The organism is Paenibacillus sp. sgz302191, assembly GCF_057749925.1.
This window is the reverse complement of sequence record NZ_JBYLHY010000002.1, coordinates 211,700-227,000: the sequence shown is the minus strand read 5'-3', so window position 1 is coordinate 227,000 and position 15,301 is coordinate 211,700. Positions and strand designations below refer to the sequence as shown.

The 15,301-nt window shown below is 54.9% G+C and carries 15 protein-coding genes and 1 riboswitch; of the genes, 8 read left to right on the top strand and 7 right to left on the bottom strand.

Annotation, left to right across the window (positions count from 1 at the left end; all coding sequences use genetic code 11):
* Window positions 1-4: 4 nt before the first annotated feature.
* Window positions 5-760, bottom strand: a complete 756-nt coding sequence (locus AC3G2T_RS03405; protein WP_474680322.1) for a DeoR/GlpR family DNA-binding transcription regulator — start codon at window positions 758-760, stop codon at window positions 5-7.
* Between the two features lie 126 nt (window positions 761-886).
* Between AC3G2T_RS03405 and AC3G2T_RS03400 the strand changes: the two genes are divergently transcribed.
* Complete coding sequence (locus AC3G2T_RS03400; RefSeq protein WP_488434538.1) at window positions 887-1,651, top strand: TIM barrel protein; 765 nt, start codon at window positions 887-889, stop codon at window positions 1,649-1,651.
* A gap of 51 nt (window positions 1,652-1,702) precedes the next feature.
* On the opposite strand, the gene AC3G2T_RS03395 is transcribed toward AC3G2T_RS03400, so the two are convergent.
* Both AC3G2T_RS03395 and AC3G2T_RS03390 read right to left on the bottom strand, forming a co-directional pair.
* Window positions 1,703-2,647, bottom strand: coding sequence for an aldo/keto reductase (locus tag AC3G2T_RS03395; protein ID WP_474680320.1), 945 nt, complete (start codon window positions 2,645-2,647; stop codon window positions 1,703-1,705).
* 21 nt (window positions 2,648-2,668) lie between these two features.
* Entirely contained in the window at window positions 2,669-3,673 is a 1,005-nt protein-coding gene (locus AC3G2T_RS03390) for a Gfo/Idh/MocA family protein (protein WP_474680319.1), read from the bottom strand.
* Between the two features lie 119 nt (window positions 3,674-3,792).
* Between AC3G2T_RS03390 and AC3G2T_RS03385 the strand changes: the two genes are divergently transcribed.
* On the top strand, window positions 3,793-4,635 hold the full coding sequence (locus AC3G2T_RS03385) for a helix-turn-helix transcriptional regulator (RefSeq protein ID WP_474680318.1): 843 nt from the start codon (window positions 3,793-3,795) through the stop codon (window positions 4,633-4,635).
* Here AC3G2T_RS03385 and AC3G2T_RS03380 read toward each other — a convergent pair.
* Window positions 4,630-5,445 carry a glycosyltransferase family 2 protein gene (locus AC3G2T_RS03380; RefSeq protein WP_474680317.1) on the bottom strand — a complete coding sequence of 272 codons (816 nt, stop codon included), beginning with the start codon at window positions 5,443-5,445 and terminating at the stop codon, window positions 4,630-4,632. The genes AC3G2T_RS03385 and AC3G2T_RS03380 overlap by 6 nt on opposite strands.
* Window positions 5,446-5,709: 264 nt before the next feature.
* Here AC3G2T_RS03380 and AC3G2T_RS03375 point away from each other — a divergent pair, with 264 nt between their 5' ends.
* From AC3G2T_RS03375 to AC3G2T_RS03355, 5 genes are all read left to right on the top strand, one after another.
* Window positions 5,710-6,393, top strand: coding sequence for a DUF2238 domain-containing protein (locus AC3G2T_RS03375; RefSeq protein WP_474680316.1), 684 nt, complete (start codon window positions 5,710-5,712; stop codon window positions 6,391-6,393).
* 88 nt (window positions 6,394-6,481) lie between these two features.
* Complete coding sequence (locus AC3G2T_RS03370) at window positions 6,482-7,567, top strand: lactonase family protein (RefSeq protein ID WP_474680315.1); 1,086 nt, start codon at window positions 6,482-6,484, stop codon at window positions 7,565-7,567.
* A gap of 619 nt (window positions 7,568-8,186) precedes the next feature.
* Window positions 8,187-8,657, top strand: coding sequence for a MarR family winged helix-turn-helix transcriptional regulator (locus AC3G2T_RS03365; RefSeq protein WP_488434537.1), 471 nt, complete (start codon window positions 8,187-8,189; stop codon window positions 8,655-8,657).
* 17 nt (window positions 8,658-8,674) lie between these two features.
* On the top strand, window positions 8,675-9,943 hold the full coding sequence (locus AC3G2T_RS03360) for an MFS transporter (protein ID WP_474680313.1): 1,269 nt from the start codon (window positions 8,675-8,677) through the stop codon (window positions 9,941-9,943).
* Window positions 9,944-10,099: 156 nt separating this feature from the next.
* Window positions 10,100-10,498, top strand: a complete 399-nt coding sequence (locus AC3G2T_RS03355) for a hypothetical protein (protein WP_474680312.1) — start codon at window positions 10,100-10,102, stop codon at window positions 10,496-10,498.
* Between the two features lie 50 nt (window positions 10,499-10,548).
* On the opposite strand, the gene AC3G2T_RS03350 is transcribed toward AC3G2T_RS03355, so the two are convergent.
* The 3 genes from AC3G2T_RS03350 to AC3G2T_RS03340 all read right to left on the bottom strand — a co-directional run bounded on the left by AC3G2T_RS03350 (window position 10,549) and on the right by AC3G2T_RS03340 (window position 13,837).
* Window positions 10,549-10,896, bottom strand: a complete 348-nt coding sequence (locus AC3G2T_RS03350; protein ID WP_488434536.1) for a LytTR family transcriptional regulator DNA-binding domain-containing protein — start codon at window positions 10,894-10,896, stop codon at window positions 10,549-10,551.
* A 139-nt stretch (window positions 10,897-11,035) separates the two neighbouring features.
* Window positions 11,036-12,472, bottom strand: a complete 1,437-nt coding sequence (locus AC3G2T_RS03345) for an NAD(P)/FAD-dependent oxidoreductase (protein WP_488434535.1) — start codon at window positions 12,470-12,472, stop codon at window positions 11,036-11,038.
* Between the two features lie 70 nt (window positions 12,473-12,542).
* Window positions 12,543-12,641, bottom strand: a riboswitch (purine riboswitch).
* Between the two features lie 152 nt (window positions 12,642-12,793).
* Window positions 12,794-13,837: an SIS domain-containing protein gene (locus AC3G2T_RS03340; RefSeq protein WP_474680309.1), complete on the bottom strand. Its 1,044-nt coding sequence runs from the start codon at window positions 13,835-13,837 to the stop codon at window positions 12,794-12,796.
* A gap of 472 nt (window positions 13,838-14,309) precedes the next feature.
* On the opposite strand from AC3G2T_RS03340, the gene AC3G2T_RS03335 reads away from it, so the two are divergent.
* On the top strand, window positions 14,310-15,296 hold the full coding sequence (locus tag AC3G2T_RS03335) for an ROK family protein (protein WP_488434534.1): 987 nt from the start codon (window positions 14,310-14,312) through the stop codon (window positions 15,294-15,296).
* Window positions 15,297-15,301: the final 5 nt, after the last annotated feature.

The window sequence follows — 15,301 nt, the reverse complement described above, 5'->3', positions numbered from 1 at the left end:
GTTTTTACAGAAAAGGCGCTCCCGCTTCCTGGTAAGCGTCCATCATCTCGCGGGATACGGCAGAGTCGCTCAAAATGCCGGTCGTCTCGCGGACATCGCCGATGACGAACAAGGAGCTGCGGCTGAATTTGGAATGATCGGCCACAAGATACGTTTCCATGGACCTGCGCATCATGCAGCGGTTCGTTTCCGCTTCCAGCTCGTTGTAAATCATCATGCCGCGGGACAAGGAAACCCCGTCTACGCCCAGAAACGTTTTGCGGATGCTGAGATTGTCCAGCGTCGCATTAGCCAGCGGGCCGGAGAGCTCGAACGTCTGCGTCCGGATAACGCCGCCTGTAACGATGAGCTGCAGACTGGGCGTGCCGATCAACTCGTATGCGATATTGACCGCATTGGTGATGACGGTCAAGTTTTTGAATTGGTTGAGCTTTTTGGCGATAAACGTCGTCGTCGTGCCGCCGGTCAGCCCGATAATGTCGCCGTCCTCGATCAAGCGGACCGCTTTCTCGGCGATTTCTTTTTTCTCCTCGGTATACAGGTCCATTTTTTTAAAAAACGGCACTTCTACCTTCAAGCTTTCCAGTACGGCGCCGCCGAAAGTGCGGATGCACCGTTTCTCCTGTTCGAGAATTTCGAGGTCCCGCCTGGCGGTAGCTTCGGAAACGGCGAACTGCTGCACAATGTCGGTCAGCGCGATGGAGCCTTTATCTTTAATGATCTGCATAATCGCATCCCGGCGAATGTCGGTCTTTCCCATGGGCCCTCCTAAAGAGTAACAGCTTTCCTTAATAGCGGTAACGCTTACTTGTATCTTATCATGCCGATTGATAAAACGTCCATCATCGGATAAGCTGTAGATAGATTGGGAAAGGGGTGTCGGGCATTGAAGTATTCCCTTTGCATCGGAGCGTATCCGGGTAAAGATGCAGTGTATCATTTGGAAAAGGTTAAGGAGCACGGGTTTGATGGTTTGGAGCTGTACCAGTGGTGGGGGCTTGGCGATTTGCAGCGGTTTGCTGCGGAGCAGGAGCGGATCGGCGTGGGCATCATCAGCACCTGCACTAAGGTGTTCAATCTGGTTGATCCGGCTTACAGAGAAGCTTATGTAAGCGCTCTTCGCGAGACGATCGAGGCGTGCCGCAGGCTGAACATCCCGGCGATTATTACCCAGACCGGCAGCGAAAGAGCCGGCGTCCCCAGGGAGCTGCAGCGGGAAGCGATGATCGAGACGCTGAAGCAGTGCGCGCCGCTGCTTGAGGACGCGGGCATCGTGCTGGAAATAGAGCCGCTCAACGGGCTGGTCGATCACGCGGGCCATTATTTGCAGCGCTCCGACGAAGCGGCGGCAGTGATTGACGCCGTAGGCAGCGAGTGGGTCAAGCTGGTGTTCGACGTGTATCACCAACAGATAACGGAGGGCAACGTGATTCGCAATGCGACAGCCTATCGGGAGCGCATTAGCCATTATCATATCGCGGACAATCCGGGACGCAAGCAGCCGGGAACCGGCGAGCTCAATTACGTGAATATTTTGAAAGCGATTCAAGATACAGGGTTCGACGGTTTTGTAGGACTGGAGTGCGGCTACACGATCGATACGGATCAAGCCGTCGAGCAGTTCAAAAACGATATTCTCGCCAGGCTGTAACGGGAGACCGCCCCGGATTGCACGGAATCATGCAATCCGGGGCGGTTTGTTTCACGCTTTTAACGCTTCCTGCGTCAAGTCGAGCCATTCGAGCTCCTGCGGAGTTAATACCAGCTGCGCGCCGGCGCTGCACGACAGCATTTCGGCTTCGCTGCGGGGACCGATCAGCGCGCACGCCGGGAACGGCTGGTTCAGCACGTAAGCGAGCGCGATTTGAATCGTGGTAACGCCTTTCTCGGCAGCCAGCTGCTCGGCGCGGTGAAGCCGTTCCCAGTTGGCATCGCTGTAAAATACGCGCACGAGATCGGCATTGTCCCGGATGTCGGGCGTGAACCTGCCGCTGAAAAAGCCCCGCGCTTGCGCAGACCAGGAGAGCAGCGGAAACTGATTCGCCGCATGCCACTGCAAGGTGTGCTCGTCGGCCGACACGCAGCCTGCCCAGAACGGCTCGTTCGCCTTGGCGAGGCTGAGGTTGGGGCTGCTGAAGCTGAAGCCGATCAGACCGTGCTGTGCGGCATATTCGTTGGCTTCCTGAATGCGCTGGTGCGTCCAGTTGGAACCGCCGAATGCGCGGATCGTTCCGGCTTCCACCTGTTCGTTCAGCGCTTCGATAATCGCGCCGACCGGAGTCGCGGGATCGTCGCGGTGCAGAGCGTACAAATCGACGTAAGGGGTGCGCAGCCGCTCCAAGCTCGTCAGCAAATCGCTGCGAATCGCCTCGCGGTTCACGCGCGGGCCGTTCTGGTCATGATGCGCGCCTTTTGTAAAAATATTGATCTGTTCGCGGTTGTTCATCGCGTCCAGCCAAATGCCGAGGGCTTGCTCGCTTTCCCCTCCGCAGTAGATAAAGGCCGTATCGATCGTATTTCCGCCGATCGCCAAATAATGCTCCAAAATTTGACTCACTTCGTCGCCATTGTCCAGCCTGAAAAAATCCGAGCCCATGATGAGCTGGGAGACGGGCTTGTTCAGCCCGTTGATTTGGATATGTTTCATTGCGTTTCCCAACCTTTCCGATTATGAGTGAGAGAGAACGATTCGGCTTCGCTCCCTGGCTGATTGCAGACAAGCATCGATCACTTTCATATTCAGGACCGCATCGGAAGGAGCAAAGCGCTGAGGCTTTTTGCCCCATACCGCATAGGCCATATCGTCGGCTTGGAGCGCGTATTGGTTCAGGAACGGGGCTTTCTCTTCGCGGCGGCCGTCGGCATTCCATACGATGAAATGCCCGCTCTCCTCCGTAGGCGTAATAAAGGCGGACGGAACCTCGATGCGGCCTGTCGTTCCCAGCACTTCCACGGTGTTGCGGAAATTCGCCCACATGCCGCAATCGAACGTCAGCGCGACGCCGCCGCTGAACTCGACGAGCCCGGACATGACCATGTCGACGTCGTCATGCTGCGGCGAGAAAAAGGCGTGAGCTGTAACCGCTTCCGGCTCTCGTCCGAGAATGAGTCTTGCCGCGCTGATCGGATAGCAGCCAACATCGTACAGCGAGCCGCCGCCCATTTGCTTGTCAAAGCGGACGTTCCCTGTGGCTCCGGGGTTGTTGAACGTGAAAGTGCCGTGAATGCCCCGGACCTCGCCGATTTCACCGGATGCGATAATTTCGCGGATCCGTTCGTAGCGCGGATGGTGCCGGTACATGAACGCTTCGGCGAAATGTATGCCGGCTTTGGCGCAGGCGGCGATCATTTCTTCCGTTTCAGCGGCCGTAAGCGAGGCAGGCTTCTCGCAAAGCACATGCTTGCCGGCTTCGGCGGCACGAATGGTCCATTCTTTATGCAAATGATTCGGCAGCGGTATGTACACGGCGTCGATATCGGGATCGGCGATGAGCTCTTCGTAACTGCCGTAAGCTTTCGGGATGTTTAAAGACTCGGCGTTTTTTTGCGATTTGTCCAAATCGCGGCTTGCGATCGCGGCTACTTCGCCCGTTTCCGACTGGCGGATGCCCGGAATGCAAGCCCGGATGGCGATGTTGGCGCAGCCCAAAATGCCCCAGCGTAGTTTTGACATGAAAAACAACACTCCATTCTTTTTTAATAGCGTTATATTGTCATTATAAAAGCAGTTGATTAAAATGAATATAATAATATATTGCATTAGATATCGTAATATTGTCATCAGGAGGATGTATGTCCAGACATGTGATGCTGCCAACGCTGCAAAACTCGCCATACTTTATTTTTCCCGAATCCGTCGGATGGTACAGAAATGTGCCGAATCATATCGTGGATCGTGCTGAAGGCGCGTGGGCCAGCTACAGCCTGCACTTCGTGACCGCCGGCAAAGGATACGTAGTACTGGACGGTACGGCGCATACGCTGCAAAGGGGCGACGCCTTTTTGTTTTATCCGCTGCAGAAGCAGAACTATTACAGCAGCAAGGAAGACCCGTGGGACGTGCGCTGGGTGCATTTTTACGGGGATCATTTGAAGGAGTTTTTGCTGGAGAAAGGTTTTTTTCGCAATCTTTGGACGTTGAAGCGGTGGAGCGAGCTGGAGGAGGCGATGGATGAACTGCTGCTGGAAGCGGAGGCGAACAGCATTTTGCGGACGACGAAGCTGACTTCGCTCACGTATACGATTCTCGCCGAATTTATGAGCTATGCCGCGCCGCTTACGGGAGCGAATAGAGGAACGGAGTCGATTGACCGGATTTTGGCGCTGCTGTCCGAGATGCAGCAAAAAGCGTGCGAGCCGTTTGTGCTGGAGGAATGGTCGGAGCGTGCGGGAGTCAGTCCGCACTATTTTTGCAAGCTGTTCCGCAAGGCGACTTCGATGACGCCGCTTTCGTTCATTACGCTCTGCCGCATGCAGTACGCGAAGCAGCGGCTGATCGAGCAGGAGCATTGCAGCGTCAAGGATATCGCCAGAGAAGCGGGGTATCCCAGCGCCAGTTATTTTAACCAGCGCTTTCACGAGCATGAGGGGATGACGCCCAGCGAATTTCGAAGTTTGTATCCGAAACGGCTATGAGCGGAGGCGAGACCGGATCGGCCGGCCGTCCCAAAGCAGTTCCGTCGCCGCTTGGCGGCTCTTGACTTCCGGCTCTTCGAGCAGCAGGAAAAAGTTTTTGGTCGGGAGCTCGCCGAGCCCATGCTTGGCGGACAGCTTGTCCAGGTAAGGCCGCATATTGTCAAGCTGGCCGGACATGTTGCCGCCCTGCTGGGAGAAGGCATAGAGAACGCTGGCGACAGGCGCCCGCTTGACGCGGAACTGCTCTACGGCGCGCAGGAAAAAGTCCCAGTCCCAGTAATGAAACATTTCGGTGTCAAAAGGGCCCAGGGCGTCGAGCAACTGCGGGCGGAACAGGCAGCCTGACGAGAAAAAGGTGGAAAACCTGCGCATCGCCGGCACATCGAACTCGTAGGCGAATACGAACCGGCTGGTCGGCCGGCGGATTCCGTCTTCGATTACATAGTCGAAAATCTCGACATCTGTGTATACAAGATCGCAATCCGCGATTTCTTGCAGCATTCGCTCTACGTGAACGGGCAGCAGCAGGTCGTCGTCATCGCAAAGCATGATGTAATCGCCGCGCGCTTCCTGCAGCCCGCGGTTACGGGCATGAACGTGCTTGAGATTGCGGGGCATGTTGACAACTTCAATGTGCAGCTCCGGGTACAAGCTTTGAATGAAATCGACCGGCTCCCCGCAGTCGTTGACAACGATGATTTGCAGGTTCGAATAAGTTTGCGCAGATAACGATTCGATCAGTTCAGCCAGCTCCAGGGGCCGATTGTAAGTTGGTATTATGACGGAAACTAACGGTTCTGCGGACGGCAAAAGCGGAGCACCTCCTGTTAGGGCTTTGGTTGTGAAGCGGTTCAGTTTCATTATAGTCAACGCTTTTGCAATATGCCAGCGAAACCGTGGATAGACAGAGGTTCCATAAGGATCGGCAAGCAGCCTGGCCCAAACGGCCGCAGGCTGTTTGGCATGGATAAGCTGCAGCTTCCTGTTTAGTACTACTAAAAGTTAGTACTTCCGGCAAACCGGACCGGCAGGGTACCCTTGTCTTGAGAACTTCAGAGCAGGGGGGATCTAACCGTGAAACAGACGCCGAAGCGCGGAGTATGGCTGAACCGGGAAATTCCGTTTAGAGTGAACTGGATGCTGCATGCTGTCATCGTTGTATTTGTCTCAGTATGGACATGGCTGGCCACGGAGCCTTCCAGCAGGTTTGACTGGTTTTTGGAAAATTTGTTGGTCTGGGCTGCACTGCTGCTGCTCGCAGGTACTTACCGTCGGTTCGTTTTTTCCAATTTGTCCTATGTGTTGATCGCCTTGTTTTTGTTTCTTCATGTGTGGGGCGCCCATTATGCTTATAATGAAACGCTGGCCGGCGCATGGATGAAAGAGTGGTTTCATACGGAACGCAACCACTACGACCGGTTGGTTCATTTTAGCTATGGGCTGCTGCTGGCTTATCCGATTCGGGAAGCGTTGAAAGCGCGGACAGGACTCGGCAAAGAATGGCTGTATACGCTGACTTGTACGATCGTGCTGGCCAGCGGGGCATTTTATGAGTTGATCGAGATGTGGGTGGCGAACATCGTCGCGCCGGAAATCGGGACCTTGTTCCTGGGAACCCAAGGCGACCCGTGGGACGCTCAGCACGATATGGAACTGGCCTTGTACGGCTCGATCGCAGCGATGCTCATTACGGCAATGTGCGGACGAATCGGGCGGAAAATGCAGGGCGGATACGTTAAGAAACGGCTCAGGCCGTAAAGAAGCATTTTGTGCGCAATATCGGTTATAATGAGTGACAGGTTTGTATGATTGGGACAAAATGGAACAAAGGCTGGGAGGCTGCTTTATGGCAGAATCGAATGAAAACGTGTATAAATGGTACGCGGGCTCCTATACGGATGCCGGCAGCAGGGTCGGAATTACGTTGTGTTCGTTTGATGCCGGTACCGGCGAGCTTGGCATTTTGGAGACTTATGACGATTTGCCGAACGCTTCTTTTTTGGCGGTCGATTATCGCCGGTCGAGGCTGTATGCGGTCAGCGAAACGGAAACGTACAACGGCATGTACGGAGGAGCTGCCGCCGCTTACAAGATCGACGTCGGGACCGGCAGGCTGACGAAGCTGAACGAGCAGCCGACGCATGGCGCGGCGCCGTGCTACGTCAGCGTGGACCGGACGAGCCGGAACGTGTACGTCGCCAACTATTTGGGAGGCAGCGTTACCGTGTTCCCGGTTGCGGAAGACGGCAGCCTGATGGCCCACAGCCAGCTGCACAAGCACGCGGGCGAGCTCGGGCCGAACGCCGAGCGTCAGGAAGCGCCGCACGCCCACTCGATCGTAGTGGACTCGGATAACCGCTACGCGATCTCGGCCGACCTGGGCCTCGACAGGCTCGTGATCTCGGCCGTCGACGCGGCAGGGCACAAGCTGGAGCCGCACGGCGAAGCGGCATTGACGCCCGGCGCCGGGCCGCGGCACCTCGTTTTCAGCGCAGACAGCCGTTTCGCGTATGCGGTAAATGAGCTGGATTGCACCGTGACGACGCTGCAATACGATGCGGCAGCGGGCACGCTGACCCCGCTGCAGAGCGTTTCGACATTGCCGGCCGGTTTCTCCGGCAAGAACATATGCGCGGACATCCATCTGTCACCGGATGGCCGCTTTCTTTATGCGTCCAACCGCGGGCATGACAGCATCGCGGTGTTCGCGGTGGACGAGCGGCAGGGCGCGCTGTCGCTCGTCCAGGTGCAGGCGACGCTGGGGCGGACGCCGCGCAATTTTGCTTTGACGCCGCAGGGGGATTACCTGCTCGCGGCGAACCAGGACTCGGACCGCATCACGGTGTTCCGCGTCGATGCGGCAACAGGCCGGCTGACCGATACCGGTCAGTCGCTCGGCATTTCGCGCCCGGTATGCATCAAGTTTTTGTAGCGAGCGGATGCGACTCAAACTGTAAAGAACCGTTCAAGTCTTAAACGTGCTCCTCAGAGGCTTTTCTGCATGTAACGAACCGAGACGCCCCTATATTGTGGTAAACCGACTGAAACCGTGGTAATCCGTGGTAACCCGTGGTAACCCGTGGTAGGGAAAAACCTGCGAAAGCGCAGGTTTTTCCTCTGAAAGTGGCTTATTTGGGCGAAAAGCCTGCAAAAGTACAGGGATTTTCGCTGAAAGTTGAGCCTGAACCCCTATCCCCGCTGAAAAACCTGCACAATTGCAGGAATTGTTCGTGGCCAGCGATCAAGGACGCAAATTCATGTATGTTTGCAGGTTTTCTTCGCGCAGCCAGGCAGATTGTGGTTATCGCCTATGACGCGGGGGTTTTTGGACAGCCTGGAAAGTGCAGTTTTTTGCTCGTCGATACACTGGCAGCGAGACATTCCTACAAAAATGCAGGTTTTTCATCGTATACATAGGCTCAGACTAGCATAACCGTCATTTAAAACGCCCAAATGTTATTTTTTTGTAAAAATATCTGTTGCATTTACAACTAATCAGGCGTATGCTGAATTAGTGGCAAGTGCAACTAATCGGTGAAAGGAGGGAACGTATGATTGACGCCAAAAATTCGATACCGCGATGGGTATCGCTGTTGTACCGTTACGGCCAAATGTATATAGGCGATCGCCTGAAAGATTACGACATCGGCAGAGGGCAGCATATTTTTCTCAACGCGCTCTATAAGGAAGACGGCCTGACGCAGGAAGAGATTTCCGATTACTTGAAGATCGACAAAGGTACGACGGCGAAAGCGCTCAAAAAGCTGGAAGAGCAGGGATACATCACCCGGAGCGTCAGCGAAAAGGATAAAAGGTGCAATCATGTCCACCTGACCGAGAAGGCGCTCGGCATTAAGGAAGACGTGCGAAACGTCTTGACGGATTGGAGGGAGAGGTTGACTTTCAGCCTGACGGAAGAAGAGAAGCAGCTCGCTCTTACGATTTTGGAAAAAATGGGGAACAATGCGGCGCGGTTTGCCGCGGAATGTTCGGATTCCCCCGAAAAATCAACATCAAGCTAGCAGGGCAGGTGTTCGCAATGAATATTCGGCTTACCGGGGCTTCGATTATTGACCGGCATTTTCATGCTTTGACTCATCGGAATTACCGTTACTTGTGGCTCGGACAATGCGTTTCGCTGATCGGCACCTGGATGCAAAATATCGGACAGTCGTGGCTCGTGCTGACCTTGACCGGATCCCCTCTGCTGCTCGGGTTTGTGGGCGCTTTTCAATTCACTCCGATTCTTTTGTTTTCCTTGTTCGCGGGCGTTGTCATCGACAAGTTCCCGAAGAAAAACATTTTGATCGTGACGCAGACGATCTCGATGCTGCTTGCTTTTACGCTGGCGATCCTCGTATTTACCGATACCGTGCGGTACAGCTACATCCTGGTGCTTGCGCTGCTGCTGGGTCTGAACAACACGTTCGATATGCCGACGCGGCAGGCGTTCAACATCGAAATTGTCGGTAAGGAAGATTTGATGAACGCAATCGCCCTGAATTCCACTACGTTTAATATGGCCAGAATCGTCGGCCCTTCGATCGGCGCGGTCATGATGGCTTTCTTCGGGGCGGGCTGGTGTTTTTTGCTCAACGGGCTCAGCTTTCTTGCCGTTTTGTACGGTTTGCTGCAAATTAAGGCGACCCCTTATGTGCGCGAAAAGAAATCAAGCGAAAACGTGCTTAAAGAAATTAAAGACGGTCTCCGCTACATCGCGAAGGACCCGCTGCTGTCGCAGACGCTTCTGCTCGTTACCGTAATCGGAACGCTTGCTTTTAACTTCAATGTGCTCATTCCCGTATTTACGAAAGATGTGCTGCACCTCGGGGAGACGACGTACGGAACTTTGATGTCCTGTCTCGGAGCAGGTTCTTTCATCGGGGCGCTTACGATGTCGCTGCGCAGCAAAAAAGGGCCGCGTCTTACGCTCAGCATTATTTGCAGCATGGTTGTAGCGGGCTGTCTCGTGCTGAACGGGCTCAGCAAATCCGTCGTGTTGTGCGGGATCGCGCTGGCGATGACGGGATTTTTCAATATTTTGTTTTCGACCAACAGCAATTCCGCGCTGCAAATGCATGCCAAAGATGAGTTCAGGGCGCGGGTGATGAGCGTCTATGCCCTCGTATTCGCCGGATCGACGCCTATCGGCAATTTGATCGCAGGGTATGTGGCGGACCGATTCGGCGCGGGCGGCGCGTTTCTTTGCTGCGGCATTTTGAGCGCGGTGCTGAGCTTGGTAATTATTTTGAAATACCGCGGAAAAAGCGGCGTCCAGCCGCTGATTGAGGAAGCGAAGCACGCCTAGAAGAAGCTGCAAGCAAGCCTGCTGGCGTTTTCAGACTGAACGGGCAAGAGAAGCGGTCAATAAGTTTTTTGCGACCGATCCATTTTTTGGGTTGTCAAATTTGTCCGAATCCTCTACAATAGGCTGTAGATTCATGTCGGAAACGGAGGAAAGACCATGTTTGATTTTTTGAAGAAAATGTTTCAACCATCGAAGCAGGAACCTGCGGCGGCGGATGATTACAGAACGATGGAAATCGACGTTGTCATTAAATGTTTCGTTTCGGACAAGGAGAAGCCTTTTCGCGTCATCTTTAAGGTGGAAAAGCAGGGCTCGTTTTTTACGAAGGACATCTTCGTGAAACATGCGGATGCGAACACGCAATTTGAGCTGGTGAACAATTTTTCCACACTTGGCATGAATCCCGAGGAACTGCGCAAATACGGGGCGACCGACCATGCGGAGTACGGCTTTGCGACGATCGAAGAAGCGAGGAAAGTCAAGGATACGACCGTGGAATACGTCAGGTTCCTTTTGCGCGAGCACAAGCACGAAACAATGGCGAAAATCTCATAAAATAGATAGCAAAAAGGAGTCGGCGCTAGTTCGCCGGCTCCTTCGCTTTTTTACAAATTGAGGGGCTCCGCATTTCTTTGCAATATTTCTTTTAAACGGTGCTGCCGCAGCTTCGTGATGGGAGCGTACTTGGAATCCGCGCCTTTCATTTCGAAAAATACTTTGCCTTCCTGAACGACGGCGATTTTTTTAATATTCACGTAACAGTCTGTGTTCGCTTTGAAAAATGCGGCGTTCCCGATCAGCGCGCTGAGCTGCTCGGTGGACATGCGTTTTTTTATGTTATAGTTTTTGCCGTGAAAGCTGACGAGACCGTGTTCTCCGACGCGGAAAAACATAATATCTTTTTCCAGAACAAAGTCTTCATAACTGTTTCTTGAACTGAGCGCTACATTCATGTGTATTCCCCCTCATTTTAATGTGAACGACTCAAATGTTAACGCTTTCATTTTAGCACATTTTTCAGTAATGTAAAAGGGCTTTTCACCTAATATAAAAGCCCTCCGTGAGGAAGGCTTTGTCGTTTTACGAAACTGCTTATGCCGAAAATCGCTTCAGCACATTCCGTGCGATCCAGACGCCTGCTGCGCCTGCTTGGGCCAATCCCCGCGTAATTCCTGCGCCGTCCCCTCCGCAAAATAAACCTTGAATCTCGGTCTCGAATTCCTCGCTTAATCGCGGACGCGCCGAGTAAAATTTCGCCTCGACGCCATAGAACAGCGTATGCTCCGCGGCGATGCCGGGCGTGACCTTTTCCAGCGCATGAATCATTTCGATCAGGCTTTTCATGGTGTTGTAGGGCAGCACCAGCCCCAGGTCGCCGGGAACGGCCTCCTTGAGAGTCGGCTCGAGGAAGCCTTCGCGGATGCGATCGACGGTCGATCTGCGGCCGCGCAGGATGTCGCCGAACTTTTGCACGATGACGCCGCCGCCGGACAAATCGTTGGCGCGCTTGCAAATTTCCCGGGCGTACTCGTTCGGCTTATCGAACGGCTCGGTAAATTTGTGCGAGACGAGCAGCGCGAAGTTCGTATTGCCCGACCCGAGCGCAGGATCTTTGAACGAGTGACCGTTGGCGGCCATGACGCCGCTGTGATTTTCGACGACGACGTGACCGGACGGGTTGCTGCAAAACGTGCGGACGCGCGTACCGACGGACGTGTTGAAAATAAATTTGCCCTCGTACAAATGCTCGTTGATTTCGCGCATGACGACATCGGAAGTTTCGACGCGCACGCCGACGTCGACCTGATTGTTGTGCATGCTCAGGCGGCGCTGCTTGAACACCTGCGTCAGCCAGGCGGAACCGTCTCTGCCCGGGGCGAGCATGACGTGGCTGCCGTGTATTTCCGTACCGTCTTTCAGGCGAATGCCCCGGACTTCGTGCTTGCTGCCGCTTTTGACCGTAATGATGTCTTCCACTTCGGTTTTGAACTGCATGTCGATGCGCGGTTTCAAATATTCATAAATGGACTGCAGGATGAGCAAATTTTGCTCGGTGCCGAGATGCCGGACCTGTGCGCGCAGCAGTTTGAGCCCTGCGGCATAGGAGCGCTGCTCGATGTTCCTGACGGCCTCAGTCGTCGGATCCGTAATGCCCGGCGCCGCACCGTGCTGCAAATTGATCCCGTCGACGTAATGGATGAGCTCCAGCACCTGGGACGGAGCCAAATAATCGGTCATCCACCCGCCGAATTCGGTGGTGATGTTGAATTTGCCGTCGCTGTAAGCGCCGGCGCCGCCGAATCCCGCTGTAATGGAGCAGGCCGGCAGGCAGCCGGAGAAATCTTTTTTCCCCGCCGGGGGCGGGCACAGCTTGATTTTATTTTCCAAAATCGGGCAGCTGCGGCGGTAAATATCGTGGCCTTTGTCCACGAGAAGCACTCTTGCCCCGGGCTTGCGAAGGGTCATCTCGTAGCAGGCAAAAATTCCGGCCGGGCCTGCGCCGACCGCAATGAAATCATATTCGCTCATGTTCAGTCTCCTTTGTGCGTTATGCCCCGCTGGGCTAATTGAACACAAAAAATCCCAGCCACCCGGGTATGCGAAAGCAGTACCCGATCGTAGCTAGGAAGTTATGGCTCCCTCTAGAGACCCTCAAGCCGATTCTTAAGGATATACGAACGTTATTTGAAGTGATGACTGTTATTTCGTTTCATAAATATCATAATACGTATGATTGAAATGTGTCAATAAAAGAATGTTCGTAAATTAGCGGAAAAATGCACGAAAGAAAACCACTCTGTCATCGCCCCCCCCCAGCGGGAGCCTATGAACAGAGTGGTTGGCATGCCGCTACAGTTTGACCCAAGCAACCAGGCCATCCGGCTGGTCGGGGTTGATGCCTTGCCGCTCGGCGCTGCTCAAGGCAACGATTTGCGGGATGAAAATGAAAGGAATGCCCTGCGCCGCAATGTCGAGCTCGCTCTCGGAAACGACGGCCAGATCGACGTGCTCGGCCGGGATCGCTTCGGCGCGGTCGGCGAAGGCGATGATCCGCGCGCCTCTGGCTTTAATATCGCGCATCAGGTTGCGCTGATGCTCCGTGCCTTCGCCGGACAGCGCCGCGATGACGAGCGTATCTGCGCCGATCGTCACCATCGGGCCGTGGCGCACGTCCAGCAGATGGAAGGAGCGAGCCTGCACGTTGGCGATTTCCGTCAGGGCGATTGCGCCTTCGGAAGCAAGCCCTTGCAGTTCGCCGTCGGCGAGCACGACGGCATTCGTCCAGGCGAAGCCGGCCGCTTGGCGTATTCCGCTTTCTACGCGGGCCATATAAGCTTCGCCCTGCTCGATCGCCTTCCCGATGTCGGCGATCAGCTTCTCGTCGCCGCCTATGAAGGCCGCCAGCAGCAGGTTCGCAGCGTACAGGTTCGTCACGGTTCTCGTCTGGCAGACGCTGTTATCGAACGCCCAAGGCAGCTCAAGCGACAGGTCGGCTATTTTCGACAACGGAGAATCCGTTACGCAGGACAGCGCGATAACGGGAATGCGTTGGCCGGTTTGAATCAAGCGGACGGCTTCCACCACCTCTGTGGTGGAGCCGGAGCGTGATGGCGCGACCAGCAGCGTGCTCGCGATAAGCGGGCGGTAGCGATCCAGGTTCAGCAGCAGGTCGCCTCCGGCAAGTGCGCTGGCCGGCAAGCCTGCGCGCAGCCGCACGGAGAAAGCGGCGGACTCGCTCAGGCAGTAGCTGGAGCCGCAGCCGACGAAGGTGACCGATGCGGCGGACCCGGCGCGGGCGAACGCTGTGATTTGTTCTCTTTTGGACAGCAAGTAGTCGTAGGTTTGCCGCAAGGCGGAGTACTGCGCAACAATTTCGTTATAAGTCAAGCTCATAAATGATGACCTCCCGAATATGAAGATGTATCGTAAACATAGTTTAAAGCATAGATATGATTTTTTCAATCAAAAAATGATTTTTATGATCAATATATGGAATTTGAAAATCTATAATTAGTGATTATTGTCGAATATCGATTAATTTTGATCAAAAAAAGATTGAAAAAATCATTTAATGGGATTATCATAATCACAAAGATGAAATAAAAAATCAAATGAAACAGCATATGCGCGGCCGGATGTCCGGATGGCGGGTGCGTGCTCGGCCATGTGGTCGACCGACCGCCGCCATGCATCGGAACACCGTGCGCCGCTGGCTGCCGGTTTCATTAGTAGTGAACAAAGCGATACAAGATTGCCTGACTTTTGCCGGAGACCGCAGCTTACGAAGACGGGACTCCGTACTGTTCGGCGGGAGCCGCCTGATGCGGATTTGCTCCAAACGAAGCTTTTTAGGAGGAAGATGCTTGTGAAGTATGCGGCAGGGGTTGACGTTGGCGGTACGAATATCGTCTGCGGCTTGCTGGACGAGAGGGGCCGGATACTGATCAAACGCAAATTTGCGACAGCTCCCGAGAAAGGCCCGGCTTCCATTCTGGAAACAATTGCCGGACAAATTGAAGACATGCGAGAGGAAGCCGAAATTGCCGCAGACGAGTTGGTTGCCGCCGGGCTGGGCATCCCTGGCTTGGTCGACCCGGAAGCGGGAGTGAGCCGCAGAGCGGTCAATTTGCGCTGGGAGCAGGTTTCCGTTGCCGCGGAGATGCAGCGCTTGTTAAGAAGGCCTGTTTTTATCGACAATGACGTGCGCATGTACGCTTATGGCGAAGCGGTTGCCGGCGCAGGGCGCGGCTATCGTTACGTGTACGGCATTACGATCGGCACGGGGTTGGCCGCCGCGCTCGTGCAGTGCGGCGAGCCGTATAGCGGCCACCGCTTTATGGCCGGAGAGATCGGGCATGTCAAAGCGGAGGGCGGACATGCGATGTGCAATTGCGGCAGGATCGGCTGTCTGGAGACGATCGTATCGGCAACGGGCATCGCCCGTCAAGCCAGAGAACGGCTGGCCAAAGGGGAGCAGAGCATCCTGTTGGCCCGGTTCCCGGACCTTGCCGCGATTCGGGCTGTCGACGTTTCGCGCGCCGGCGCCGAAGGAGACGCCCTTTCGCTGGACGTTCTCGCGCATACCGGAAAAACGCTCGGCCGCGCCCTTTCGTCGGTCGTGCCGCTTTTGTCACCGGATGCGATCGTGATCGGCGGCGGGGGTGCTTTGGCGGCCGGCCTGCTCATAGAGCCGATGAAGCGCGAACTGGACGGCGCATTGCTTCATGACTACCGCGGCCAGTATGCCGTCAAAACCGCCGAATTGAACGACGATGCGGGCCTTGTCGGCAGCGCGCTCCGGGCGCTGCACCGCGGCGGTTGGCCGAAGTCAACGATGATTACAAACCATTAGGGAGG

Coding starts and splice junctions, on each gene's coding strand:
- AC3G2T_RS03405 (WP_474680322.1), bottom strand. CDS start 760: ATGGGAAAGACCGACATTCGCCGGGATGCGATTATGCAGATCATTAAA.
- AC3G2T_RS03395 (WP_474680320.1), bottom strand. CDS start 2,647: ATGAAACATATCCAAATCAACGGGCTGAACAAGCCCGTCTCCCAGCTC.
- AC3G2T_RS03390 (WP_474680319.1), bottom strand. CDS start 3,673: ATGTCAAAACTACGCTGGGGCATTTTGGGCTGCGCCAACATCGCCATC.
- AC3G2T_RS03385 (WP_474680318.1), top strand. CDS start 3,793: ATGTCCAGACATGTGATGCTGCCAACGCTGCAAAACTCGCCATACTTT.
- AC3G2T_RS03370 (WP_474680315.1), top strand. CDS start 6,482: ATGGCAGAATCGAATGAAAACGTGTATAAATGGTACGCGGGCTCCTAT.
- AC3G2T_RS03365 (WP_488434537.1), top strand. CDS start 8,187: ATGATTGACGCCAAAAATTCGATACCGCGATGGGTATCGCTGTTGTAC.
- AC3G2T_RS03360 (WP_474680313.1), top strand. CDS start 8,675: ATGAATATTCGGCTTACCGGGGCTTCGATTATTGACCGGCATTTTCAT.
- AC3G2T_RS03355 (WP_474680312.1), top strand. CDS start 10,100: ATGTTTGATTTTTTGAAGAAAATGTTTCAACCATCGAAGCAGGAACCT.
- AC3G2T_RS03350 (WP_488434536.1), bottom strand. CDS start 10,896: ATGAATGTAGCGCTCAGTTCAAGAAACAGTTATGAAGACTTTGTTCTG.
- AC3G2T_RS03345 (WP_488434535.1), bottom strand. CDS start 12,472: ATGAGCGAATATGATTTCATTGCGGTCGGCGCAGGCCCGGCCGGAATT.
- AC3G2T_RS03340 (WP_474680309.1), bottom strand. CDS start 13,837: ATGAGCTTGACTTATAACGAAATTGTTGCGCAGTACTCCGCCTTGCGG.